Consider the following 25,753-nt stretch of genomic DNA (forward strand, 5'->3'; position numbering starts at 1 on the left):
CTTTTTACCAACAATCACTCATCAGGGAGGCACAGATGACAGCTCCGGTGCTCTACGAAATTCGCGATGGTATCGCGTTGATTACCTTGAACGCGCCACCGGTCAACGGCCTGGGGCAGGCGCTGCGCGCCGGCATTCAGGAGACCTTTGCCCGCGCCAGTACTGACGACAGTGTGCGTGCGGTAGTGATCGCTTCGTCATCACCCATCTTCTGTGGTGGTGCTGACATTGTCGAATTTGGCAGTGGCAACTTTGGCGCCGAGCCGAACCTGCCCGGCGTGTTACGAGCCATTGAGCTGAGTCACAAGCCCGTGGTGGCGGCCATCAATGGCATGGCCCTGGGCGGAGGCCTGGAGCTGGCGCTGGTGTGCGACTATCGCATTGCCGATGCCAAAGCCCGTGTGGGGCTGCCGGAAGTGAGCCTGGGCATTATTCCCGGTGCCGGTGGTACCCAGCGTTTGCCGCGACTGATCAACGTCGACCTGGCGCTGGATATGATTGTCTCCGGGGTGCCGGTGGCCGCCGCACAGGCGCAGGAAGCTGGCCTGATTGACCGTGTCCACGGTGATGCGGCCACTCTGTTGGACGCCGCCATTGCCTACGCCAACGAGCTGGTGGACAGCAAGGCACCGCTGCGGGATTGCGCACAGATGCCGGCCAAAACCGGGGCGCTCGGTGACAGCTTTTTTGCCGACTACCGTCAGGCCATTGCCCGCCGCAGTCGCGGCTTCTACGCGCCGGAGCGCTGTATCCAGGCGGTGGAGATTGCTTGCAATCAACCACTGGAGGTTGGCTTGCAGCGTGAGGCGGAGCTGTTCGTTGAGTGCATGAATACACCTCAGGCCCGCGCCCAGCAGCACCTCTTTTTTGCCGAGCGTGCTGCCGGCAAGGTACCGGGAGTGGATCCGAAAACACCGCCGCGCAAGGTGGAGAAGGTGGCCATTATCGGTTCTGGCACCATGGGTGGTGGCATCGCCATGAACTTTATCAACGCCGGTATTCCCACCCTGATGCTGGACCTGAATGGCGAGGCGCTGGAGCGGGGTATCGGTGTTATTCGTACCAACTACGAGATCAGTGCGAAGAAGGGCAAGCTCACCGCGGAGCAGGTTGAACAGCGCATGGCGCTGCTGCAACCCACCACCAGCTACGATGACCTGCGCGATGTGGACCTGGTGATCGAGGCGGTGTTTGAAAAGATGGAAGTCAAACACGCCGTCTTCAAAACCCTGGATGAAGTGTGCAAGCCAGGCGCTATCCTCGCCTCCAACACCTCCACCCTGGATGTGAACGAGATCGCCGCGGTGACCCGTCGGCCACAGGATGTGATTGGTCTGCACTTCTTCAGTCCGGCCAATGTCATGCGCCTGCTGGAAGTCGTACGCGCTGACAAAACCGCCGACGATGTGATCGTCACGGTTCTGAAACTCGGCCAGCGCATCAAAAAACTGCCCGTGGTGGTGGGTGTCTGTTTCGGTTTTGTGGGCAACCGCATGCTGGAGCCCTACGGTCGCGAGGCTACCCGCCTGGTACTGGAGGGTGCTGCGCCGGAACAGATCGACCGGGTGCTGACCGAATTCGGCCTGGCCATGGGACTCTGCTCCATGAGTGACCTGGCGGGTATTGATATCAGTTACCTCACGCGCCAGGCCCATCGCGCTGCCATCGCCCACGACCCCAGCTACGCGGTGGTGTGTGACCGTCTCTATGAGCAGGGCGACTGCGGCCAGAAAACCGGCCGCGGTTTCTACATTTACAACGGCCGTGAAAAATCCCCCAACCCGGATGTGCTCACCATTGCCAGGGCCGAAGCGGCACGACTCGGTGTGGAGCAGCGTGAGATCTCCGACCAGGAAATCCTCGAGCGCTGCCTCTACCCGCTGATCAACGAAGGCGCCCTGATTCTGGAGGAGGGCATCGCGGCCCGCTCCAGCGATTGTGATCTTATCTACGTCAACGGCTACGGCTTCCCCGCCTGGCGTGGTGGCCCCATGCAGTACGCCGACGAGATCGGACTGCAAACCGTGGTAGACGGTATTAACAAGTATCGCCAGCAGTTGGGTGAGTACGGCGAGATGTGGTTCCGTCCGGCGCCGCTGTTGCAGCAGTTGGCCGCCGGGGGAAAATCGTTTCGCGCGTTCAGGAAAGTTTGAGCATTAACCGGAATTCAGCAAGGAAAAAACCATGAAAGAAGCAGTGATAGTCTCTACCGCCCGCACACCCATTGGTCGTGCGTTTAAAGGTGCCCTGAATAACATCAAGTCGCCAACCCTGCAGGGCCACGCTATCAGCCACGCTGTGCAGCGCGCCGGTGTGGACCCGGGTGAAATTGAAGATGTGATCATCGGTTCGGTACTCAACACCGGCACTGCCGGCATCAACGTCGGTCGCCTGTCGGCGTTGGCGGCGGGATTGCCGGTTACCGTTTCCGGCCAGACCATCGATCGCCAATGCTCGTCCGGCTTGATGGCCATTGCGACTGCCGCCAAGCAGATCATGGTGGATGGCATGAATGTGGTGGTGGCCGGCGGTCAGGACAATATCTCGGCGTGTCAGGAAGCCTACTTCGGTGCCTGTGGTCCGCAAGCCGACCCCAATGTCATCGCCCGCGCCGAACACGCTTATATGCCCATGCTGATGACCGCGGAGTTTGTGGCGAAGAAGTTCGGTGTCAGTCGTGACGCGCAGGACGAGTATGCACTCTCCTCGCAGATGCGTACGGCAGCAGCCCAGGAGGCGGGTCGCTTTGATCGCGAGATCGTACCGATCACGGCCACCCAGGCGCTGTTCAACAAGGAGACCAAAGAGGTGAGTTACCAGCAGGTCACCCTGGCGAAGGATGAAGGCAATCGCCCCTCCACCACCCTGGCCAGCCTGCAAGCGCTGGAGCCGGTTGTTGAAGGTGGTTGTATTACCGCCGGCAACGCCAGCCAGCTCTCCGATGGTGCTTCTGCCTGTGTGCTGATGGAGCGCAAGCTGGCAGAACAGCGTGGCCTGGCTCCACTGGGCATCTATCGTGGCATGACTGTGGTGGGCAACGCGCCGGAGGAGATGGGTATCGGTCCTGTCTATGCGATTCCCAAACTGCTGAAACAGCATGGCCTCACCATCAACGATATCGGCTTGTGGGAGCTGAACGAAGCCTTTGCCTGTCAGGCGCTCTACTGCCGCGACACCCTGGGCATTGACCCGGAGATCTACAACGTCAACGGCGGTGGTATCTCAATTGGCCACCCCTATGGCATGACCGGCTCCCGACTGGTGGGTCACGCCCTGATCGAAGGTCAGCGTCGTGGTGCCCGCTATGTGGTGGTGACCATGTGTATTGGTGGCGGCATGGGTGCCGCTGGCCTGTTTGAAGTGGCCTGAGGGCCGGGAGCTGCGCCATGACTTGCTGGCAGCAATTGGTGGGAGAGTCGCTGGGTGTCAGTGACTGGTTGCAGATGGATCAGCAGCGTATTAACGCCTTCGCTGATGCCACCGGTGATCACCAGTTTATTCATGTGGATCCGGAAGCGGCTGCGCAAACACCCTTCGGCGGCACCATCGCCCATGGCCTGCTGACGCTGTCGCTGATCCCTCACTGGCTCTATCCACTGCTGGCCCCGCATACCAGCGAGCAGGTGACGACGGTTAACTATGGCACTGACAACCTGCGTTACCTGCAACCGGTGCGCAGCAACGACCGGGTGCGACTCAGCGCCAGTGTGGCGTCGGTGGAGGAGAAGGGACCGGGGCGTACCCTGGTGCGACTGAATACCACCGTTGAGATCGAGGGTGCGGAGAAACCGGCACTGGTGGCGCAATCCCTGTTGATGGTGATTGAACCCTGACGCTGATGGCAGCGCCCGATGCCTGAATTAACTGGTGCCCGAGTGGCCTGACGACCAAACCGGTCAGCACCTATTAACAGATTTATGGAGAAAGAAAATGCCTGAGTACAAGGCGCCGTTGCGCGATATGCAGTTTGCGATAAACGAAGTTTTAAAATTCGACCAGCACTACCAGAACCTGCCAGGCGCGGAAGATGCCACCCCGGATACCGTGGCGGCGATTCTGGACGAGGCGGCCAAATTCTGCGAGCAGGTGGTCAGCCCCCTGAATCCGGTGGGCGACCGTGAAGGTTGTCGCTGGCAGGATGGCAAGGTATCCACGCCTACAGGCTTCAAGGCCGCATACGATCAGTTTATCGAGAGTGGCTGGCCGGGCCTGTCGCAGAAAGTGGAGTTGGGCGGGCAGGGCCTGCCATCCTCCGTCAACGCCTTTGTCTACGAGATGCTGGCCAGCGCCAGTCACGCCTGGTCCATGTATCCCAGTCTCTCCTGGGGTGCAATCAAGACGGTCGCCGCCCACGCCAGCGAGGAGTTGCAGCAGCGCTACCTGCCCAAGCTGATCAGCGGTCACTGGTCCGGCACCATGTGCCTGACCGAATCCCACTGCGGTTCCGACCTTGGCCTGCTGCGTACCAAAGCCACGCCTAACGATGATGGCACTTACAACATCAGCGGCAGCAAGATTTTTATCTCCGCTGGCGACCACGACCTGACCGAAAACATCGTCCATATCGTACTGGCGCGACTGCCGGATGCGCCCGAGGGCGTCGGCGGTATCTCCCTGTTTCTGGTGCCAAAGTTTTGGATCGATGAGTCAGGCAATGCGGGTGACAGCAACGGCGTTACCTGCGGCTCCATTGAGCACAAGATGGGTATTCACGGTAATGCCACCTGTGTGCTCAACTTTGACAGTGCCAGGGGCTACCTTATCAGTGCCCCGCACAAAGGCATGAGCGCCATGTTCACCTTTATCAACGAATCGCGACTGGGTGTGGCTCAGCAGGGCCAGGCGCATATTGAGTCGTCGTTCCAGGGCGCCCTGGCTTACGCCAAAGAACGGGTACAGATGCGCGCACCGGTGCGGGTACTGCCGGACAAGCCGGCGGACCCCATCATTGCCCACCCCGATGTACGGCGCATGTTACTGACCCAGAAGTCGCTGGCCGAGGGCGCGCGTTTGCTCAACTACTACTGCGCGCAACTGGTGGACATCAGTCACGACAGCGCCGACGCCGCCGAACGTGAGCGGGCCGAGACCGAGCTGGCGCTGCTGACGCCGATTGCCAAGGGCTTCATCACCGAGATGAGTATGGAGGCCACTTCTAACGGCGTGCAGGTGCTGGGAGGTCACGGCTACATTGCCGAGTGGGGCATGGAGCAGGAGTATCGCGATACCCGTATTACTGCTATCTATGAAGGCACCAACGGCATCCAGGGTCTGGATCTGCTGGGGCGCAAGATCCTCGCCTCCGGTGGCAAGGTGGCGGAGTCGTTTATGAAGCAGGTGACAGCCTTCTGCCAGCAGGGCCAGCCCGATGCCGTAGCACCGCTGGTGGTGAGCGTGCAGCAGAGTTTGCAGCTGTGGCAGAGCGTTACGGAAGAGGTGGGGGCCAAAGCGATGGCGGGCGATAAAAACGCCATCGGCGCAGCCGCCTATGACTATCTCATGATCGCCGGTTACGCCACCCTGGCTTACTTCCTGGTGCGTGGCGCCGCGGTGGCGGCGCAGGCCCTGGAGCAGGGCTCCGGTGACGGCGACTTCTACCGCGCCAAGATTGCCAATGCCCGTTTCTACTGTGAGCGCCTGCTGCCAAGGGCGCAGGCGTTGGCGAGCAGCATTCGCTCCGGCGCAGACAATCTGATGGATATGGGTGAGGGTGTGTTCGGACTGTAATTGTCCGACGATCGGTGCAGCCTGTGGCCGGGGAGAGATCCCCGGCCTTTTTTATGGCTGCAGAATCAGTTGTCGGTGGCGGGCGCGCCTGTCAGCGAGGCACGGTACTGGCCGGGGGTAACGCCGGTCCACTTCTTGAAAGCGCGGAAGAAAACACTCAGCTCGTCGAAACCCAGGCGGTCAGCAATATCGCGGTTGCTGAAGTCGGGGCAGGCCAGGTAGTGGAAGGCAGCCTCCATGCGGCATTCATCCTTCAGTCGTTGAAACGATGTGCCTTCAATCTGCAGGTGCCGGCGCAGGGTAGTGACTGACATGTTGAGACGGTCGGCCACCCGCTCGGCACCGAGCATGGTGCGGCCCACATTCTGGTTGAGAATGGATTTGACTCGCGCCTTGGTGCTGTTGCCGCTGTCCAGGTTAATCAGCAGGCCGAAAGGAGCGGTACGGATAAAGTTCTCCATCGTCTCTTCGGTCTGGATAATGGAGTAGTCCAGGTATTTTGCCGGGAATTCAAAGCCGCTGAAGGGCTGGTCGAACTCTTCGGTGTCGACGTTGATCTGCGCCATCTCCCAATCCTGATCCGGTTTGGGGAAGTCGTAACAGGTGCGGATAATCTTTATTTCACTGCCAATCAGCCAGCTCCAGTGGTGCTGGGAGGCGGCGAGCGTAGTGCGTACCTTGACCGGCTCGGCCTGTTGCAGCAGCGCGCGAAACTCCGCTTCGCTGACGCCTTCCAGTGGTGCCAGCCGAATCCGGGCTACATCGCCCTCGACTTCCAGTTTCTGGCTGATTTTAAAGCCCCGGCAGATGCGTCCAAACTCCCAGGCACGCATCAGCGCCTGGCGCAGGTTTTTACACTGCACCATCAGCAGGCAGAGCATGCGGAATGACCCGGAGCGGATTTTGCCGCCGCTGAGCATCCCGAACCACTCGTCCTGCATGGCGAGCATGGCACGTTGATAAAGTTTTCCGTACAGGGGAGCTGAGCAGTAGCGTTCGCTGGTGAGTTGCTCGCGGCTAATGGTGAGGTCGGCAAACAGTTTTTCCGGATCGTAGCCGCTCTGTTCCACCTGTCGCAGAAGATTGGATATATAGCTGGCCGGAATGGTGATCTCTTCGGCACCAATCATTTCCGTTCCCATAAAGCGCTGGCCTCGTCGTGATTACGGGGAGCTGGTCTGGCGCTGTGGCCGATCTGGAGCTCGATCCCGTACTGCCCGTTAGTGTTATGTTATTGGGTGTGGCAGAACGGTTAAGCCTACCACAGAACACGGGGTACACCATCGGGTAAATTTCAAATTGCGAGCCTTGGTATCAGTGACGGGTAACCGTGTCTTGTTGCAATATCGGTAACAAAAAGCGGCGCAACGAAGACTGTGTGTTACCTATTGAAACGGCAGCGGGGGTGATGCCAGGAAGAGAATTTTTGCGCCCCGGCCAGGCTGTTGCCGACGGCGGGCGGGCGATTAATTTTGCCATTTACTATGGCAGAAATTGTTATTGTTGGCCGGGGCGTATTTTATAGACTGAGTCACACTGATCGCTGCTGTCAAAAGGGGCTGTGTGGTTTTGGGTCGCAGCAGCAATCATGATCGGTTCGGCCGCTCACAGCTGTTCAATGACAACAGCTGCTGACTGTGCCATAGGCATGAAAAAATAAGTTCCATAATAATAAACAGGAGCAATTCATGGAGAGTACCTCAAACAATAACGTCTCTCTGGTACATCAAAGACACCCATCGTTTTCATTGCGCAGTGCTGTTGCCGCCGTCATCACCAGTGGTCTGGTTGCTGTCTCCGCGGCACCTGCGGCACAGGCTCAGGAGCAGGCCCCGGCCAAACGCAGCGCGTCGCAGGCGCTGATGGAAGAGGTTGTAGTAAGTGCGCGTAAGCGCGAAGAGAGCATCCAGGATGTTCCGTTGGCGGTAAGTGCGTACGGCTCTGACCAGCTGGAAGCATTAAAGGTTCGTGACCTCAGTAACCTGTCCGTGGCCATGCCCAACGTCTCACTGGACGATGCCGGGTCGGCCAAGGGCTACGCCAACTTCTCCATCCGCGGGCTGGGTATTAACAGCTCCATTATCTCCATCGACCCGACCGTGGGTGTCTTTGTGGACGGCGTCTACATGGGACTCTCCTCCGGCCTGGTGTTTGACATGTTCGATATCGAGAGCGTGGAAGTGCTGCGCGGACCCCAGGGTATCCTGTTCGGGCGCAACGTCACCGGTGGTGCGGTCCTCCTCAATACCAAAAAGCCTGGTGATGAATTCGAGATGTCCGTGCGTGCCGCTGTGGATGGCGGTGACGAAGGAGGCGGCCTGAACCGCTACGCCATGGCTTCTGTGGGCGGACCCCTGACCGACACTTTCGCTGCCAAATTTACCGCTTACCTGAACGAAGATGACGGTTGGTTTGAAAACGACTACAACGGTGAAGACTTTGGTGAGCTGCGGCAGACCATGTATCGCGGTGTCGGTGTCTGGACACCAACCGACGATCTGGAAATTATCCTGCGCGCCGAACACAGCGAGACCGATGGTGACGGACCGGCCGCCCAGTCCCATACCAACGGCAGCGGTGTGCCGGGCACACCGGTCAACAATGACCGTGACAGTTTTGATTTCTCCATCGACGAGCATGGCTTTTCGGAAACCGAAACCAACTCTGCCAGCATGGAAGTCAATCTGGATGTAGGTTTTGGCGATGGCACCATTACCAATATCATTGGCTGGCGCGCTTACGACGCGGATACCCTCGGGGATATCGATTCCCAGCCGGCCTGGCTGTTCCACTCCTCCACCTGGCTGGAGTCCGAGCAGTTTAGTGAAGAGCTGCGCTACACCGGCACCTTCGGCAATGCCACGGTAACCACCGGTGTCTACTACTTCAATATGGATGCGGATTACCACGAGCGACGTAACCTGTTGGGCGCTCTCACCGGCAATGCAGTCCCCTTCCGGGTGGCTGATGGTGGTGGCTACTACTCGGTAGAGACCATGGCTGTGTTCGGGGCGGTGGATTATCAACTGACCGACCGGCTGACATTGACTACCGGCTTGCGCTACACCCGCGAGGAGAAAGAGGCGCAGATTGCCTCCATGATTGCCAATGTGTCCGGCGTAGGCTTGCCAGGCAGCAGCTGTAACCTGGTCTCCCCGTCCTCCGGTGAAAGCAAGTGTAATACGGATTTCGAGGATGACGACAGCTGGACCAGTGTCTCTCCCAAGTTGGGCTTTACCTATCAGCTGGGTGACACCACGTTGCTCTATACCCACTGGACCCGCGGTTTCCGCTCCGGGGGTTATAACCTGCGTAACACCTCTCCGGATCCAGCCGATGTGCCCGGGCCGTTTGATGAGGAGCAGGTGGATAACTACGAAGTGGGCTTCAAGGCTGACTTTGAAAGGGGCCGTCTGAATGCCGCCGTCTTCTACAACGATGTCTCTGATATGCAGCGGGAAATCAACCGCGGTGTTGGCCCTCTGGGTGTAATTCAGGTGGTACGTAATACCGCCGATGCGGATATCTGGGGTATTGAGATGGATGGTGTGCTCTCCATTACCGATAACCTGGTGCTGAATGCCTCTGTTGGCTGGCTCAATGCCGAGTACACCAGCATCCAGTACGACATCAGCGGTGACGGCAATATCGACTCCGAAGACAAGTCGCTGGACCTGCCCCGTGCACCGGAGTGGACCTACAGCGTCGGCATGACCCATGAGCTGGAAATCGGGGATTGGGGTTCCATGGCCACCCGGGTCAGTTACGCTTACCGCGATGAATCAGCCTACACAGACGATAATCTGGGCTACATTATGGAGCAGGATATCGTTAATGCCGGTATTGATTTCTACAGCAACGACGGTCATTGGCAGTTTGGAATCTATGGCCGCAACCTGTTGAACGAGGTTAAGCACGGCGGTGATACCCAGCTGTCGGCGACGGTTGGCTCCGGTACCTTCGCGCCGTTGTCCAAGGGCCGTGTCTACGGCGCCGAAGTTCAGTACAACTTCTGATGTATCAGCCGGCGGTGGCAGTGCCTGTGTTTGCAGGGCTGTCGCCCGTCGGCTCCGTTCTTCCCTTCGTTATCTGTAATACAAGCCGCCGCCTGGCGGTCGGTTGGCGGGCCTGTGCCCGTCATTCCCAGACTAATCTGCCCGGACCCGGTGCTCTATGAAAACCTCTGAACATATCCTGCAGCTTTTTGATAACGCCTGTAACAGCTACCCCGGCAATATTGCCTTTTCGGGACTGGGACAGGAGTTGATCTACGCTGACCTGCAGCGCCTGAGCATGGATTTCGCCAGGTTCCTGCAAAGTCAGGGCCTGCAACCCGGTGAGCGCATTGCCATGCAGATGCCGAACCTCTTGCAGTATCCGATCGCAATCTTTGGCGCCCTGCGGGCCGGCCTGGTGGTGGTCAATACCAATCCGCTCTATACGCCGAGGGAGTTACGGCATCAGTTTACCGATGCCGGCGTCAGCGCACTGGTGGTGGTGGATGGTCTGCTGGCGTCTACCCGGGAAGTCATTGCGGAGAGTGGTATTCGCAAGGTGGTGGTCGCCACACCTCTGGAATTGCAGCCGTTGTTAAGCGAAGGACACGGTGGGGCTGTCTCCGCTTCCGTCTCATCGGTCATGGCTGCCGATAACACTATTGAATGGTTTAACTTTGATGAGGCGTTGCGTCGTGGTGCCGACCTGCCTTGGCAGCCCGTTGCCATTGCTGCCCACGACTTGGCCATGCTGCAGTATACCGGTGGCACAACCGGTGTGGCCAAGGGGGCCATGCTGACCCACGCCAATCTGGTGGCCAATCGCCATCAGGTGGTGGAGCACTGTGCCAAAATTTTTCGTGAAGGGCAGGAGATCACCGTCTGCCCGTTGCCGCTCTATCACATCTATGCATTCACAGTGACTTGCCTGGCCATGGTTTCCCGGGGATGCCACAGCGTGCTGATTGCCAACCCGCGGGATCTTCCGTCTCTGGTGCGGGAGATCAGGCCTTACCCGATTACCGGTTTTGTCGGTATCAACACCTTGTTTAATGCCCTGTTGCATAACGAGGAGTTCCGTAACCTGGATCTCTCCAGCCTGAACAGCACCACGTCCGGTGGTATGGCGCTCAATACCGAGATTGCCCGCGCCTGGAAAGAGCTGACCGGCATCCAGATCGCGGAAGGTTACGGCTTGACCGAAACAGCGCCGGTGGTGCTGAGCAATCCGCCCGGACGGGTACACCCTGGCACTGTGGGATTGGCCGTGCCAGGCACGGAGTTAAAAGTAATCGATGAAGCCGGTGTTGATCTCGGCCTCGAGGCCGTTGGCGAACTCTGTGTGCGCGGCCCCCAGGTGATGAAAGGTTACTGGCAGCGACCGGAAGCCACTGCCGAAGTGTTGAGTGTGGATGGCTGGTTGCGCACCGGCGACATGGCACTGATTCAAACGGATGGCTATGTGCGCATTGTCGATCGCAAGAAAGACATGATTGTAGTCTCCGGCTTTAACGTTTACCCCAATGAAGTGGAAGACGTAGCGTGCCAGCATCCTCAGGTGGTGGAGTGTGCGGCCATTGGTGTGGCGGACGAAGATTCAGGTGAGGCTGTGAAGTTATATGTTGTGGCTGAACCCGGTGGTCTGAATGCCGACGAACTGAAAACCTATCTGCGCACACAGTTGACCGGCTACAAGATTCCAAAGTTTATAGAGCAGATCGATGCTCTGCCGAAAAGTAATGTCGGCAAGATCCTGCGTCGTGAGTTGCGCTGAGTTGGCCAATACTGCAGGCGAATTGCCAATGGGATTGGTTTGTTTGGTTATTGAGAGCAGCGCGTCTCAGCGTCAAAGTATCGAAACCATTCAGACAGTTTCCGGACAGGTCTAAACGAGTTTGTGCTCAAGAGGGTTGAGGCGCAAGGATGCGCACTTTTTTGGGACAGGCGAACGGTAACTGTGATGTGTTGGTAAGTGTACAGAAATCGCTGGTGGTCAAAAGAGATCAATAACATCTCCGCCAGCCTTAAGTCCGGAGTTCCCTAGTCATGACGTCCAACACCATTGCCGAACTGGATGTGCCCCTGTTGGGGCGCTATCTGGAGAGCCATGTGGCCGGCTTTCACGGTCTGCAGTCGGCAACAAAATTTTCCGGCGGGCAATCCAATCCCACCTTTTTATTACAGGCTGATAGCGGCAGCTATGTACTGCGTCGTCAGCCACCGGGCCAGCTACTGCGGTCTGCCCACGCCGTCGACCGGGAGTTCCGGGTGTTACAGACGCTGGCTCCAACCGAAGTGCCGGTGGCCAGGGTTTGGCACCTGTGTGAAGACCCAGGTGTCATCGGTTCCATGTTTTACCTTATGAGTTATGAGCAGGGGGATATCTTCTGGGACCCTGCGCTGCCCGACGTGCCGCCGGCTGAACGTGCCGGCTACTACCGCGAGATGATCCGTATCCTGGCGGCGATTCACAGTGTCGATGTGTCCAGGGTCGGGCTGGCTGACTTTGGTCGTCCGGGAAATTACTTCCAGCGTCAGCTGGAGCGCTGGCAGCAGCAGTACCGGGCTGCGGAAACCGGTAACAAGCCAGCCATGGAGCAATTGATGCAATGGCTGCAGGCGCACTGCCCGGAAGACGACGGCACGGTGGCGCTGGTGCACGGCGATTTTCGCCTGGATAACGTGATCTTTCATCACGGCGAGGCACGGGGGCAGGCGGTGCTGGATTGGGAACTCTCCACCCTGGGGCACCCGCTGGCTGACCTGGCTTACTTCTGTATGTGCCTGCGCCTGCCGCCCAGCCAGCACGGCGCCGGTCTCGGCGGGCTTGACCGGCAGGGGCTTGGTATTCCTGCGGAGAGTGAGATCGTTGCCCACTACTGCAAACTGCGGGGCATCGACACCATTGAGCACTGGCATTTCTACCTGGCGTTCAGCTTCTTCCGCCTGGCGTCCATTGTACAGGGTGTCTATAAGCGCGCCCTGGCGGGCAACGCGTCGAATAAAAATGCTCTGGAGATCGGTCGCCTGGTGGACGTGTTGGCGGATATGGCTCTGGGCGTCATAGCACAACAAGAGAACTGAAATCATGAAAGCAATTGTCTGTAACGAATTCGCTCCGCTCGATCAACTGGCCTATATGGATGTGCCGGATCCCGAAGCCGGCGCCAATGAGGTAGTGGTTAGTGTGAAGGCCGCCGGGGTTAACTACCCCGACGCACTGGTGGTGCAGGGGCTCTATCAGGCGAAGCCGCCGCGGCCGTTTATTCCCGGTTTCGAGTTTGCCGGAGATGTCACCGCTGTCGGTGCCGGGGTGCAGGGTTTGCCGGTGGGCGCCCGGGTGATGGGCTTGTCGCCTGCCTATGGTGCCTATGCAGAAAAAATTGCGGTTCCGGCCCTGGCGGTAATTCCTATTCCGGACGATATGAGCTATGCGGACGCTGCCAACCTGGCCTGCGCCCACGGCACTGCGCACCACGCGCTGAAGCAGCGTGCCCAACTGCAGTCAGGCGAAACCTTGCTGGTGCTGGGCGCGGCAGGTGGTACCGGTATTGCGGCGGTGCAAATCGGCAAGGCCATGGGAGCGACTGTGATCGCAGCATGCTCCAGCGCGGAAAAACTGGCGGTGGCTAAAGAGAACGGTGCCGACGTTCTGATTAATTATCGCGATCAGGATTTGCGCCAGGCATTGAAAGAGGCCACTGCCGGCAAAGGGGTGGATGTGGTTTACGACCCGGTGGGTGGTGAGGCGTTTGATGCCTGTACCCGCAGTATGGCGCGCAACGGTCGCCTGCTGGTGATCGGCTTTGCCAGCGGCAAAATCCCGACCCTGCCGGTCAATATGACACTGGTGAAGGAATACAGCGTGACTGGCGTTTTCTGGGGCAATTTCACCCAGCATGAACCAGCGGTCTACGCCGACAACCTGAAGGAGCTGTTCCAGTGGTACCTGCAAGGCCAGGTCACTGTCGTAACCGATGCGTCCATGCCGTTAGCTGAAGCGCCCACGGCGCTGGCGCGATTAATGGATCGCGACGTGAAAGGCAAGCTGGTGCTGATTCCCTGAACACAAGAAGAGAAGTAATGAGGAGGTCACTGTCGTGGCTACACAACTGTTTGATCTGAGCGGCCGTATCGCCGTAGTCACCGGTGCCAGCCGCGGTATCGGTGAGGCCATTGCCCGCCTGTTGGCAGAGCAGGGTGCTCACGTGATTGTTTCCAGTCGCAAACTGGAGGATTGCCGGAAGGTTGCCGAAAGTATTGTTGCAGGTGGCGGCAAGGCGGAGGCCTTCGCCTGCCACGTCGGCAATATGGATGATATCGACGCGCTGTTCAGCCACCTGCGGGAGCAGCACCGTCGGTTGGATATCCTGGTGAATAACGCCGCCACCAATCCCTATTTTGGTCACATTCTTGAAACGGACCTCGCTGCCTTCCAGAAAACCGTGGACGTTAACCTGCGCGGCTATTTCTTTATGTCCGTTGAGGCCGGCAAGCTGATGCGGGAGCAGGGGCGCGGCGTGATCGTCAATACCGCGTCGGTGAACGGGTTGCACCCGGCAGAGGGGCAGGGCATTTACTCCATCAGCAAAGCCGCGGTGATCAACATGACCAAGGCGTTTGCCCGGGAGTGCGGGCCTCTGGGTATTCGGGTTAACGCCCTGCTGCCTGGCCTCACCAAAACCAAACTGGCGGGAGCCCTGTTTGAACAACAGGCGATCTACGATCAGGTCATTGGTCAGGTGCCACTGCGCCGTCACGCGCTGCCGCAAGAGATGGCCGGTGCGGTGCTCTATCTGGTTTCGGACGCAGCCTCCTACACCAACGGCGAGTGCCTGGTGGTGGATGGCGGACTCACCCTGTAAGGATGTGCAGACATGAACCCATTTGATCAACAGGTAGTACTGATCACCGGGGCCGCCAGCGGCTTCGGTAAATTGCTGGCTGAAGCGCTGGCACAACAGGGGGCCAAGCTGGCGCTGGGAGATCGCAACCTGACCGGGCTGGAAGCACTGGCACAACAGCTGCGTGATCAGTACTCGGCAGAGGTGGTGGCCCAGGCGCTGGACGTTACAGTGGAGGAGGACTGCAAGGCGCTGGTCAATGCCGCGGTGGAAAACTTTGGTCGCCTGGATATCGCTGTTAACAACGCCGGTATCTCCTCTGCCATGAAGCCGCTGATCGAAACCACCGAAGCAGACATGGACATTAACTTTGCGGTCAATACCAAAGGTGTCCTGTTCGGGATGAAGTACCAGATCCGGCAGATGCTGACTCAGCAGGGAGGGATTATCCTCAACGTCTCTTCCATGGCCGGTTTGGGTGGTGCTCCGAAAATTGCGCCCTACTGCGCGGCCAAACACGCGGTGGTAGGTCTCACCAAAACCGCCGCCATTGAGTACGGCAGCAAGAACATTCGCTGCAACGCCATCTGCCCCTACTTCAGCCCCACGCCGCTGATCGCCAACAGCCCTATTGAAGAGCGTCAGGAGGTGTTCGCCTCTGCCTCACCGCTGAAGCGTCTGGGAGAACCACAAGAGATAGTTCACGCCATGCTCACCATGATTGATCCCGCCAACAGCTACCTCAATGGCCAGGCCATTGCGGTGGATGGTGGTGTATCGGCATTTTGATTCCGGAGCCCTTTATGGATTTTTCCTATTCCCCCAAAACCGAGGCGCTGTGTCAGCAGCTGACGCGGTTTATGGACCAGTACATCGTGCCCCGTATTCGCGAGTACAACGATGCCGTACATGACGGGCACTTGCCTGTGCCCTTTATGGAAGACCTGAAACAGTTGGCCCGGGAGCAGGGCCTGTGGAACATGTTCCTGCCTCACCTGCGCGATGACGAGCCGGGCACGGCGCTGACCAACCTCGAGTATGCACCGCTGGCAGAAATAATGGGTCGGGTGAGCTGGTCCTCCGAAGTGTTTAACTGCAATGCGCCGGACACCGGCAATATGGAACTGCTGCACATGTTTGCCAACGAGCAGCAGCGCCAGCAGTGGCTGGTACCACTGCTGAATGGCGAGATTCGCTCCGCATTCTGTATGACGGAGCCGGACGTCTCTTCCTCCGATGCCACCAACATCACCACCTCCATCACCCGCGACGGTGATGACTATGTGATCAACGGGCGCAAGTGGTTTATCACCAATGCCGCTCATCCCAACTGCAAGCTCTACATTGTGATGGGCAAGACCGATCCCGAAGCCGACACCCATCACCAGCAGACCATGGTACTGGTGCCGGTCGGTACGCCCGGTGTGGAGGTGGTGCGCAATCCCACCGTATTCCATCACACTGCCCCCGAAGGCCACTGCGAGATTCTGTTCCGCAATGTACGGGTTCCTGTCAGCAATCGCCTGGGTGAGGAGGGCAGCGGCTTTGAACTGGCGCAGGCTCGTCTCGGACCTGGTCGCATACACCATTGCATGCGTTCCATCGGTGCCGCGGAGCTGGCGCTGGAACTGATGACGGCCCGCGCCCAGGAGCGCAAGGCATTTGGCAAATACCTGCACCAGCATGGCACTGTGGGTGAGTGGATTGCCCGCTCGCGCATGGAGATTGAGCAGGCGCGGCTGCTGGTGTTGAAGGCGGCCTGGCTGATCGACAAATACGGTGCCCGGGCCGCGCGCAAGGAGATCTCCATGATCAAGGCGGTGGTGCCGACCGTGCACACGGCCGTGGCAGACCGGGCCATTCAGGTGTTTGGTGCCATGGGGCTGACCCCGGATACCCCGCTGGCAGACATCTTTATCACTGGCCGTGCCCTGCGCTTTGCTGACGGCCCGGACGAAGTACACCTGCAAACCATTGCCAGGCTGGAACTGAAGAACAGCGCCGGTCAGTTGGCTGAAACCTCTCTCTACCTCACTCCTCCGCTGCGATAACGCTCGGAGTCAGGCGCTTGGCCGGTACCTGGTGCCGGCCTTTTTTTTGCCTTTCAATATGAAGCCGAAAAAGATCGCGCACGGGATAAGGTGAATTTTGGCTGTGCCGAAAGAGAGGATGGTCTGGGCCAGTGCGCTCCTACGGGTTGTCCGCGTTCCCTTGTAGGAGCTCACTCTGTGAGCGATCTTTTCGGGTGTGGCACAGCCCCGGACCACATTATCCTGCCGTGGCCGCAGGGGATTATCTTTCTGTAATCAGTTGGACGGGTGATCTTCCGCCGGAGCAGTGGGAGCTAACAGCAACTGCATCAGCTTGGGAATGGCCATGATAGCCAGCAGCAACAGCGGTCCTCCGACCACTACCATACCCAGCCATAACCAGGGCGCGGGATTGCCGGCGCTGGCGGCAACGCCGCTGATCAGGTAGAACATAAAGGCGTAGTTGTTAAACACCGCGGGAATCACGGTGCCAAAGGCAACGATGGCGTAAACCACCAGGCAGATGAACAACAGCCGCGCGCTGCTTACCGGCAGCCACTCCTGCGCAGCTCCCACAAACGCCACCGTCGCCACATAACAGAGAATACCAACGGCACCGCCGCAGATCAGGTGGTGAGCCCGACTGCGATCCATGTGCATCTCAAAAAAGAAGATCATCAGCAGAAACAGTGGCCACCCCGGCAGGTGCCATTGGTGCAGTAACAGTTCCACCGCGATGATCAGAACAATCAGAAAGGCGCCGAAGATCAGTCGTTGTTTATCGATACGTCCCATAGGTTTCACTCCTCGCGTTGGTTCAGGGGCGATTGCGTCCCAGTTCATCGTGGCTGCTGACCCACTCTTCAGAGACCACCGCGGCCCCCAGTGAGATCTCGCCACAGAGCACGGTGGCGGCAATAATCTCGGCCAGCTTTTTGGCCTTGCCCTCGCCGTAGCAGCCGAGCACTTCCAGGCATTCGCGCTGGGTCGCCAGCCCCGTGCCACCACCGTAACTGGCGACAATCAGTGAGGGCAGCGTGACGGAGTAGTAGTAGTCACCATCCGGAGTCACTTCGGCGTAGACCAGGCTGGCGTGGGACTCGGCCACATTGGCTTCGTCCTGGCCGGTGGCGATAAATACCGAGGCGATGCCGTTGGCCGGGTGTACGCCGTTGTGCACGGCGCCGGCCATCAGGCCGCCCAGTTGGGAAGTGCGGCGCGCGGCGTACATGGCTTCAGGTGAGGTCCGCAGGCGCTCGATGATCAGCTGCCGGGGCAGGGTGACTTCAGCAATCACCCGCTTGCCGCGTCCATTGAGGGTGTTGAGCTGTGAATGTTTTTTATCAGTGTCCATATTGCCGGACAGGAAGTGGTAGCCGATGGGGCCAGGGTAGTTATTGCTGATCCATTGGCAGGCGGCGTAGGTGGCTTTGCCGGTCATGTTCTGGCCGGCGGCATCGCCGGTGGTGAAGTTGAAGCGCAGGTACTGCATGCGACTGGCGGCATACTGTTCAATGTTACGCAGTTTGCCGATACGGGTAGTGGTTTCCGCGGCACTCTTGATGGCTTCGAAATTGTCGGTGACCCAGTGGCTGAAGGCGCGGGCATCGCGGGCGTTGTCAAAGGCAAAGACCGGCGCCCGTTGCATGGCGTCGTTGACTACCGTGGTAGTGATGCCGCCGGCGGCGCGGGTGATGTTCATGCCGCGGCTGTAGCTGGCCAACAGGGTGCCTTCGGTCGTGGCCATGGGCACGTAAAAATCCCCCTGGGCATATTCACCGTTAACCCTCAGGGGACCGGCGAAGCCTAGTGGCATTTGCACGACACCGGAAAAGTTCTCGATATTACCTGGCAGGATGGCGGGATCAAACGAGAAGCGTCCGGTGTGTTCAAGGCTGGCGCCAGTGGCTTCTTCCACAAAGCGGCGGCGTTCAGCCGCGGCTTCGCGGCTGTAATCATTATCTTTGTTGCGGGGAATGGCATCGGCTTTCATGTCTGTGTTCTCTCTGAGTGATTCTTTTTAAGGCGCTTTTGGCTGTTTAACCGACAAGCACCTGCTGCAGTCGCTGGCGCAGTGGCCCGGGTATGGGTACCGGACGTTCACTGTGACGGTCGACAAATACATGGGTAAAGGTGCCGCAGGCGGCGGCCTGCTCCTCCCCCTGCCGGAAGATGGCGATACCGTATTCCACCGAGCTGTTGCCCAGCCGGTTAACGCGGAAGCCACCTTCGAGTTGGTCGGGAAAGGCAATGGCGTGTTTGTAGTGGCATTGTGAGTGAACGATGTAGCCGATCACTTCACCCTGATGTATATCCAGTCCGCACTCCTGAATCAGGAAGGTGTTGGCGACACTGTCAAAGTAGGAGTAGTAGTGCACGTTGTTGACGTGGCCGTAGATGTCGTTGTCCATCCAGCGGGTGGTGATGGGCAGAAACCAGCGATAGTTCTGTCGCGACAAATTTGCCGGATCATTTGCCGGGTTGTTTCCCGGGCTTTTTTCAGAGTTATTAGTGCTTGAGCTGTTCTGTGTCATAAGCCTGGCTCCGGGCAAGGGACAAGAAAATGATTGGGGCAAGAAGTCACAGGAGCGATGAATCCTTCAGAATGCGCTGCGATAAATGGCCAGTGCATCGCTCTCCTGCAGGGGGCGCGGATTGTTGACCAGTAATCGTTGCTGTTGCATGGCGGCCGCGGCCAGCATGGGCAAATCCTGTTCCTGGACACCGGCGGTGCGGAGCCGCGCTGGCAGTGACAGCTGTGCAATCAGCGTTTCGAAATAGTCGATCAGCTGCTCGCTGCGGGTAGCCTCGCCGGGATGCAGTCGTGCAGGCTCCAGCAGCAGCGCGGCGAGCTCTGCATACCAGAATTGGGCCGCCGGCCGGTTAAAACGCAGCACTTCCGGCAGCACCAGCGAGTTACTCAGTCCGTGGGGGATGTGGTAATGGCCCCCAAGGGGATAAGCCAGGGCATGAACTGCCGCCACCGGTGCATTGGCAAACGCCTGCCCCGCCAGGCAGGCGCCGAGCAACATGGCCTGGCGGGCGTTGATGTCTTCACCATGACGTGTTGCTTTCAGCAGGTTTGCCGCCAACAGGCGTAGCGCTTCTCGCGCCAACATATCAGTGTAGGCGTTTTTTTTGTGAATGCTGGTATAGGCTTCCACCGCGTGCACCATGGCATCGATGCCGGTCATAGCGGTGATGTGTGGCGGCAATCCCAGGGTCAGTTCGGCATCCAGCAGGGCGCAGTCGGCGAACAGGTGTGAAGAGACCACGCCCATTTTGGTGGTGGCGCCGGTGGTGACAATGGCCACCGCGGTTACTTCGGAGCCGGTGCCGGCGGTGGTGGGAATCATGATCAGGGGCAGGCGCGGACCGCGGGCCTGCTCCACACCATAGATCTGTTCCAGACGCTCGCCGGAACGTGCCAGCAGTGCCACCAGTTTGGCCGTGTCCATGGAGCTGCCACCACCAAAACCGATGACGCCGTCAGCGCCACTCTCCAGTGCTACCTGCAGTGCTTCCTCCACCACAGTGTCGGGCGGATCGGCGCAGACCTGGTCGTAGACCAGTAAGGGCAGGCCGGCGTTATGCAAGGCGTTGCGCAGTGGTTGCAGCAGGCCCAGGGAGACAATACCGGGGTCGGTCACTACCAGAGGCTTGTGGATGTTGTAGTGGCGACAGATCTCGCCTATCCGGCGCAGGGCGCCAATTTCACTGATGAGTTGACGCACGCTGGAAAAAGTAAACGGCTGCATGTCTGGCCCCGCGATATTGTTATTGTGACGGAGATTGCGCTGCGCAGGATCAACGTGTGAAGACCAACCGGTCCGGTTCGGAGCGGCACAAGCCGGACACAACAAGTGCCACAACTTACGCAGGAATCGCAGGTAAACAGCTTAAAACAGTGTCCGCCGGGCACAATGGCAAATCCGATCAGAAGGATTTACGAATTTGTCCGGCGGCGTCGGCTTTGCATTTCGCGCTTGAATTCTGAAATTGTCACGCAGTAAGGTAGGCGGCACTTTTAACGGCAGCGAGGCATCGCCATGAGTTCTGCAGATTGTCTGTTTACCCCTTTCACCAGTCGCAACCTCTCCCTCTCCAATCGCGTGGTGATGGCTCCCATGACGCGCAGCGCGTCGCCGGGCAACATTCCCGGCCCGGCTGTGGCCGAGTACTACCGTCGCCGTGCCGAAGGCGATGTGGGTTTGATCATTACCGAAGGCACTTGTGTAAATCATGTGGCTGCCCACGGCTATCCGGATGTACCCAATTTTTATGGCGAGCAGGCGCTGGAGGGGTGGCGCGAGGTAGTGGATGCCGTGCACGGTGCCGGTGGCAAAATTGCCCCGCAACTCTGGCACGTGGGTGGTGTGCGTCGTCCCGCTAAGGGCGCTAACCTGCCTGGCGGCGACACACCGGGCTACAGCCCTTCAGGTATGTCCATGCCGGGCAAGGTGAACGGTCATGCCATGACTCTCGACGATATCGAAGCCGTGGTTAACGCCTTTGCCGACGCGGCGGCGGATGCCCAAAAGGTGGGGTTTGACGCAGTGGAGATTCATGGCGCCCACGGTTACCTGATCGATCAGTTTTTCTGGGACCAGCTCAACCAGCGCACCGATGAGTATGGTGGAGACCTGGTGCAGCGCACCCGTTTTGCCACGGAAATTGTCAGTGCCATGCGCCGCCGGGTGGGACCGGATTTTGCCATTATCCTGCGCTGGTCACAGTGGAAACTGCACGACTACAACGCGCGCCTGGCGACAACGCCACAGCAAATGGAGAGTTTCCTGCAGCCGCTCTGCGATGCCGGCGTGGATATTTTCCACTGCTCAACACGGCGTTTCTGGCAGCCGGAGTTTGAGGGCAGTGATCTCAACCTGGCGGGTTGGACGAAAAAACTCACCGGTAAGCCCACCATCTCTGTTGGCAGTGTGGGACTAAACGATGACTTCCTGCCGGAGGGCTCCAGTGACTTCAAGGATGCGGCGCCTGCCAGCCTGGACACTTTGCTGGAGCGGCTGGATCGTGGAGAGTTTGACCTGGTGGCGGTAGGCCGGGCCCTGATTGCCAACCCGGACTGGGCCCGCAAGGTGCGTGAGGGGGAGACGGATCAGTTGCAGGCTTACGCCAAGGAGATGTTGCAGGAGCTCAGTTGAGCCCCTGCGTACAGGGTAAAAGTGGCCGGCCTCAGGCGATGCGGCTGGCCATCACATCCAGCACCAGCCAGACGTTGTAGATGGTGAAGGCCACTACCAGCAGGGCCCCGTTAAGGCGGGTAATACGACCCTTATTGCGGAATCCGTAGGCCATCAGGAAGAGGGCAGCGGTCAGTCCCATCATCATAGGCCAGTCGCGGGTCAGCACTTCCGGCAGCAGCTCCGGCATGGGCATGATGGAGCCGGCGATACCGGCGACCGCCAGAATATTAAACATGTTCGAGCCCACCACATTGCCGATGGCGATGTCGAATTCGCCCTTGCGCGCGGCCACTACAGTGGCCGCCAGTTCCGGCAGGGAGGTGCCGAGAGCGACAATGGTGAGGCCGATAATCAGGTCGCTGACACCCAGCGCCGTGGCAATCTCAACCGCTCCCCACACCAGGATACGGGAGCTGACTACCAGTAACAGCAGTCCCGCCAGCAACCAGAAAATGGCTTTTCCCAATGACATGGAGGGTTCGGCCAGCTCCTGCTCTGTCTCCTGCTCCAGGGCGTCACCGCGGCCACTGAGGGCGGAGTAGATGGACCAGCCGATGAGGGCGAAAAAGCCCGCCAGCAGCAACAGGGATTCGGTGCGGCTGAGGGAGCCGTTCCACAGCAGGGCGCCGAACAGGGCGCCAATGCCCAGCAGCAGCGGCAGTTCGCGGCGAACGATTTTCGAGTGCACCACCAGTGGTGTGACCATGGCGGTAGCGCCGAGGATCAGGCCGGTGTTGACGATGTTGGAGCCCAGGGCGTTACCCAGAGCCAGCTCGGGATTGCCGTCCAGTGCCGCCATGGCGGAGACCACCATCTCCGGCGCAGAGGTGCCGAAGCCCACAATCACCATACCCACCAGCAGCGATGGCATGCCGGCGTGCAACGCGGTAGCCGCGGCGCCATCCACAAAACGGTCGGCGCTCCAGACCAGAATGGCAAAGCCAACCAGGATGGCAATTAAAGCCAGAATCATATTCACCTCATCAATGTATGTTGTGCAGGGCGGTCAGGGACACAGGACGCAGCCGTGCGGTACGGGCAGGATCGGCGAAGTATTGGAGAAGCGAGTGGTGCACGATCATGTCCGCTGGGGTGGTTGGCCAATACCAAGGCACGCGCCAACGCCACCCCGCGCCAGTGCAGTGCCTTAGGTCTTGTCAATCCGGTACTACCAGGACATGACCGCCACGAACCGGAGGGTTCGGAGACTGTTGACGGCCATCTCAGTCAGGCTGAGAGACTACTCCCCTAAGAAGCGGGTGGAAGGCTACCGGTTTTGCCCCTGACTTGCAACGCTGGCCGCGGCACCGGGAGCATTTAAAGACCCGGGTGTAAGGTTTTGCTAACCTCGGGCGACAAAGGGAAAAAGAGAGGAATTTTCCGCCTGCTGCCGGGTCACAAAGCGGCAGAGGCCTGACCCCATTGCGAGACTGGTTATGATTATCAAGCGCCCAACTGACATCCCGTCCTCTGAAATTACCCCGGAGGCCATCTACCTGCGTCGCCGCGACTTTATGCGTGGCTCCCTGGCCGGCATCGCCGCCGGGTTGCTGCCCGGCAGCCTGATGGCTGAAGACTCGACGGCGCCAGCGGGGCAGGCACTGACGTATTCACCGGTGGCGGCAGACGCCACCGATCAGGGATTTGACACCCGCGAGGCGCGAACCCCCTACGAACACGTTACCGGCTACAACAACTTCTACGAATTTGGCATGGATAAATCGGACCCGGCCCAGTATGCCGGTAGTCTGGTCACCGACCCCTGGTCCGTGGAGGTGAGTGGTGAGGTGGAGAAGCCGGGCGCCTATGCGCTGGAAGACCTGCTGGCCAAAGTGCAGCTGGAGGAGCGAATCTACCGGCTGCGCTGCGTCGAGGCCTGGTCCATGGTGATTCCCTGGGTGGGCTTTCCGCTGGCGGACCTCATCAGGCAGCTGGGCCCCACCTCCAGGGCCCGCTACGTGGAGTTCAAGACCCTCTACCGTCCCAAACAGATGCGCGGGCAGCGCTCGGCCTTCAGCACCATCGACTGGCCCTATGTGGAGGGGCTGCGCATGGATGAGGCTATGCATCCGCTGACCCTTATGGCTACCGGCCTCTACGGCCGCAGCCTGCCCAACCAGAACGGCGCCCCGCTGCGTCTGGTAGTGCCCTGGAAGTACGGTTTCAAGAGCATCAAGTCCATCGTCAGTATCCGCTTTACCGAAAAGCAGCCGCAGACCACCTGGGCGCAGATCGCGCCGCGGGAGTACGGTTTCTACGCAAACGTTAATCCCCAGGTGGATCACCCGCGCTGGAGCCAGAAGACCGAGCGTCGGCTGCCCTCCACCCTGTTCAATCCCAATCGCATTGATACGCAGCTGTTTAATGGCTATGGCGAGCAGGTGGCCCATCTCTACCAGGGAATGGACCTGCGCAAATACTACTGATGGCAATGGCGATGACTCTCTCACTCACCCGTAAAAAACAACTGCTGTTTGGCGCGTCACTGTTGCCGTTGTTGGGCTTTGTGGTGCAGCAGCTGGTGAGCGGTGGCGGCCCGGATCCGGGTAAGGATCTGGTGCTCCTCACCGGTGACTGGACCATACGCATGCTGCTGATTACCCTCGCTGTGACGCCGGCCCGGCGCCTGCTGCACAAACCGCAGTTGCTGGCCTATCGCCGTATGCTGGGGCTGTTTACCGGCTTCTACGCCATGTTGCACTTCACCGCGGTGATGACCTATGTTGTCGGCTGGAACTGGGGTCGCTTTCTCGAGGAGTTCAGCGAACGCCCCTATATGGCAGTTGGTATCCTCGCCTGGCTGTTGTTGTTGCCATTGATCGCCACATCCAACCAGTGGTCGCTGCGGCACCTGCGCCAGCGCTGGAACAAACTGCACAAGCTGGTGTACGTTATCGCCATTTTAGGGGTGGTGCATGTGGTCTGGCTGGTGCGTTCCAACTACGCCGAGGCGCTGGTTTATGCGCTGCTGACGCTGTTGTTACTGGGATACCGCCTGCTGCCATCTCGCACGGCCCGTAAACACCGGGCGCCTGTGTCCTGATCGAATTCTGAATCAACCATGACCATTAACTTAAGGGAAGTCGTATGAAAAAGTTACCAATGATTGCCGCCATCGCTCTGTCCGCGGCCCTGCTGGGGTGCTCCAAAAGCGAACTGCATGTCGCCATGGAGGATATGGGCGGTTCGCTGAAGGCGATCTACCAGACCGAATCTCTGGATGAGATGAAGGCCCAGACCGATGCCTTCTTTGTGGCGCTGGAAAAAGCCAAAAGCCAGGTGGTCAATCCCGAAGACCAGGCCACCTTTGAAGAGGGCCTGAAAGAGGTGGAAGAGCTGGCTCTGCAGGTGAAGGCGGCACTGGAAGCCGGTGATGCAGCGGCTGCCAAGGCTCTGTTTCCGCAGCTGAAAGATGTGAAAGAAGAATACCACGACAAGTTCGGTGTCGAGTAAGCACCACCGGTAACGGCAAAATCAGAAAGCAGGGGGCGGCCATGGGTCGCCCCTTGTCGTTTCTGTGATAGGCATTACCTATCAGAACGGCTTGCACAGCCGATTTTTATACAGAGCCGGGCTTTGCCACTATGGATGCCAGAGAGGACATCCAGTCCACTGCATTCAGCCGGAGGTGGCGTATGAAGAAGACAATCAGTTTTGCATCGGTACACATGACCGTGGCCTTCTCCGTCGGCTACGTCATGACCGGAGACGTGGTGGTGGGTGGCACCATGGCGTTGGTGGAGCCAGCCTGTAACACCGTGGCCTACTACTTCCACGAGAAGGTCTGGAGCCGTCGTGGGGCGGCTGCGGAAGTGACGGAAGCGCCGACGTCGGTTATCCCGGCCTGATGGGATGACCGCCAGGTCCGCGGTGCTTTTGACTACACTCAGGTGATGGCGGCCCCTGCCACTGCGGGGGCGTCATTGATGCACAGACCCGCTGCTGGCGGG

Annotated in this window: 23 protein-coding genes; 17 read left to right on the top strand and 6 right to left on the bottom strand. The window is 59.1% G+C overall.

Annotated features, from left to right (window positions below; genetic code table 11):
• Positions 1 to 35 precede the first annotated feature (35 nt).
• The 4 genes from GSF27_RS13600 (at position 36) to GSF27_RS13615 (ending at position 5,727) form a co-directional block, all read left to right on the top strand.
• A complete protein-coding gene (locus GSF27_RS13600) occupies positions 36 to 2,153 on the top strand; it encodes a 3-hydroxyacyl-CoA dehydrogenase NAD-binding domain-containing protein (protein ID WP_160970013.1) in 2,118 nt (705 codons plus the stop codon).
• 31 nt (positions 2,154 to 2,184) lie between these two features.
• Positions 2,185 to 3,369, top strand: coding sequence for an acetyl-CoA C-acyltransferase (locus tag GSF27_RS13605; protein WP_160970015.1), 1,185 nt, complete (start codon positions 2,185 to 2,187; stop codon positions 3,367 to 3,369).
• 17 nt (positions 3,370 to 3,386) lie between these two features.
• Entirely contained in the window at positions 3,387 to 3,833 is a 447-nt protein-coding gene (locus GSF27_RS13610) for a MaoC family dehydratase (protein WP_160970017.1), read from the top strand.
• A gap of 97 nt (positions 3,834 to 3,930) precedes the next feature.
• On the top strand, positions 3,931 to 5,727 hold the full coding sequence (locus tag GSF27_RS13615; protein WP_160970019.1) for an acyl-CoA dehydrogenase C-terminal domain-containing protein: 1,797 nt from the start codon (positions 3,931 to 3,933) through the stop codon (positions 5,725 to 5,727).
• A 65-nt stretch (positions 5,728 to 5,792) separates the two neighbouring features.
• On the opposite strand, the gene GSF27_RS13620 is transcribed toward GSF27_RS13615, so the two are convergent.
• Positions 5,793 to 6,869: an AraC family transcriptional regulator gene (locus GSF27_RS13620; protein ID WP_237457559.1), complete on the bottom strand. Its 1,077-nt coding sequence runs from the start codon at positions 6,867 to 6,869 to the stop codon at positions 5,793 to 5,795.
• A gap of 546 nt (positions 6,870 to 7,415) precedes the next feature.
• Here GSF27_RS13620 and GSF27_RS13625 point away from each other — a divergent pair.
• From GSF27_RS13625 to GSF27_RS13655, 7 genes are all read left to right on the top strand, one after another.
• Positions 7,416 to 9,743 carry a TonB-dependent receptor gene (locus GSF27_RS13625; protein WP_160970021.1) on the top strand — a complete coding sequence of 776 codons (2,328 nt, stop codon included), beginning with the start codon at positions 7,416 to 7,418 and terminating at the stop codon, positions 9,741 to 9,743.
• Between the two features lie 157 nt (positions 9,744 to 9,900).
• Positions 9,901 to 11,496, top strand: a complete 1,596-nt coding sequence (locus GSF27_RS13630; RefSeq protein WP_160970023.1) for an AMP-binding protein — start codon at positions 9,901 to 9,903, stop codon at positions 11,494 to 11,496.
• Positions 11,497 to 11,768: 272 nt separating this feature from the next.
• Positions 11,769 to 12,806, top strand: a complete 1,038-nt coding sequence (locus GSF27_RS13635) for a phosphotransferase (RefSeq protein WP_160970025.1) — start codon at positions 11,769 to 11,771, stop codon at positions 12,804 to 12,806.
• A 4-nt stretch (positions 12,807 to 12,810) separates the two neighbouring features.
• Complete coding sequence (locus GSF27_RS13640; RefSeq protein ID WP_160970027.1) at positions 12,811 to 13,788, top strand: NADPH:quinone oxidoreductase family protein; 978 nt, start codon at positions 12,811 to 12,813, stop codon at positions 13,786 to 13,788.
• A gap of 34 nt (positions 13,789 to 13,822) precedes the next feature.
• Complete coding sequence (locus GSF27_RS13645) at positions 13,823 to 14,587, top strand: SDR family oxidoreductase (RefSeq protein ID WP_160970029.1); 765 nt, start codon at positions 13,823 to 13,825, stop codon at positions 14,585 to 14,587.
• Positions 14,588 to 14,599: 12 nt separating this feature from the next.
• The gene (locus GSF27_RS13650) at positions 14,600 to 15,355 is read left to right on the top strand and encodes an SDR family NAD(P)-dependent oxidoreductase (protein ID WP_160970031.1); all 756 of its coding nucleotides are present in this window, start codon (positions 14,600 to 14,602) and stop codon (positions 15,353 to 15,355) included.
• A gap of 14 nt (positions 15,356 to 15,369) precedes the next feature.
• The gene (locus tag GSF27_RS13655; RefSeq protein WP_160970033.1) at positions 15,370 to 16,617 is read left to right on the top strand and encodes an acyl-CoA dehydrogenase family protein; all 1,248 of its coding nucleotides are present in this window, start codon (positions 15,370 to 15,372) and stop codon (positions 16,615 to 16,617) included.
• A gap of 255 nt (positions 16,618 to 16,872) precedes the next feature.
• Here GSF27_RS13655 and GSF27_RS13660 read toward each other — a convergent pair whose 3' ends face one another.
• From GSF27_RS13660 to GSF27_RS13675, 4 genes are all read right to left on the bottom strand, one after another.
• Positions 16,873 to 17,391, bottom strand: a complete 519-nt coding sequence (locus GSF27_RS13660) for a hypothetical protein (RefSeq protein ID WP_160970035.1) — start codon at positions 17,389 to 17,391, stop codon at positions 16,873 to 16,875.
• 22 nt (positions 17,392 to 17,413) lie between these two features.
• Positions 17,414 to 18,589, bottom strand: coding sequence for a hydroxymethylglutaryl-CoA reductase (locus GSF27_RS13665; protein ID WP_160970037.1), 1,176 nt, complete (start codon positions 18,587 to 18,589; stop codon positions 17,414 to 17,416).
• A 46-nt stretch (positions 18,590 to 18,635) separates the two neighbouring features.
• A complete protein-coding gene (locus GSF27_RS13670; RefSeq protein WP_237457560.1) occupies positions 18,636 to 19,055 on the bottom strand; it encodes a thioesterase family protein in 420 nt (139 codons plus the stop codon).
• A gap of 141 nt (positions 19,056 to 19,196) precedes the next feature.
• On the bottom strand, positions 19,197 to 20,354 hold the full coding sequence (locus tag GSF27_RS13675; protein ID WP_160970041.1) for an iron-containing alcohol dehydrogenase: 1,158 nt from the start codon (positions 20,352 to 20,354) through the stop codon (positions 19,197 to 19,199).
• A gap of 56 nt (positions 20,355 to 20,410) precedes the next feature.
• Here GSF27_RS13675 and GSF27_RS13680 point away from each other — a divergent pair, with 56 nt between their 5' ends.
• Both GSF27_RS13680 and GSF27_RS13685 read left to right on the top strand, forming a co-directional pair.
• Positions 20,411 to 20,593: a hypothetical protein gene (locus tag GSF27_RS13680; protein WP_160970043.1), complete on the top strand. Its 183-nt coding sequence runs from the start codon at positions 20,411 to 20,413 to the stop codon at positions 20,591 to 20,593.
• Positions 20,594 to 20,645: 52 nt separating this feature from the next.
• On the top strand, positions 20,646 to 21,761 hold the full coding sequence (locus GSF27_RS13685) for an NADH:flavin oxidoreductase (protein WP_160970045.1): 1,116 nt from the start codon (positions 20,646 to 20,648) through the stop codon (positions 21,759 to 21,761).
• A gap of 31 nt (positions 21,762 to 21,792) precedes the next feature.
• Here the strand turns inward: GSF27_RS13685 and GSF27_RS13690 are convergent, their stop codons facing one another.
• Positions 21,793 to 22,776: a calcium/sodium antiporter gene (locus GSF27_RS13690; protein ID WP_160970047.1), complete on the bottom strand. Its 984-nt coding sequence runs from the start codon at positions 22,774 to 22,776 to the stop codon at positions 21,793 to 21,795.
• Between the two features lie 463 nt (positions 22,777 to 23,239).
• On the opposite strand from GSF27_RS13690, the gene msrP reads away from it, so the two are divergent.
• From msrP to GSF27_RS13710, 4 genes are all read left to right on the top strand, one after another.
• Positions 23,240 to 24,229, top strand: coding sequence for a protein-methionine-sulfoxide reductase catalytic subunit MsrP (gene msrP, locus GSF27_RS13695; RefSeq protein WP_160970049.1), 990 nt, complete (start codon positions 23,240 to 23,242; stop codon positions 24,227 to 24,229).
• Between the two features lie 11 nt (positions 24,230 to 24,240).
• Entirely contained in the window at positions 24,241 to 24,846 is a 606-nt protein-coding gene (locus GSF27_RS13700) for a sulfite oxidase heme-binding subunit YedZ (protein WP_160970051.1), read from the top strand.
• Between the two features lie 44 nt (positions 24,847 to 24,890).
• Complete coding sequence (locus GSF27_RS13705) at positions 24,891 to 25,256, top strand: cytochrome b562 (RefSeq protein WP_160970053.1); 366 nt, start codon at positions 24,891 to 24,893, stop codon at positions 25,254 to 25,256.
• Positions 25,257 to 25,438: 182 nt separating this feature from the next.
• A complete protein-coding gene (locus GSF27_RS13710) occupies positions 25,439 to 25,651 on the top strand; it encodes a DUF2061 domain-containing protein (RefSeq protein WP_160970055.1) in 213 nt (70 codons plus the stop codon).
• The last annotated feature ends 102 nt before the right edge of the window (positions 25,652 to 25,753 follow it).

The sequence above is a fragment of the Pseudomaricurvus sp. HS19 genome, assembly GCF_009857815.1.
In the GTDB taxonomy this organism is placed as follows: Bacteria; Pseudomonadota; Gammaproteobacteria; order Pseudomonadales; family Cellvibrionaceae; genus Pseudomaricurvus.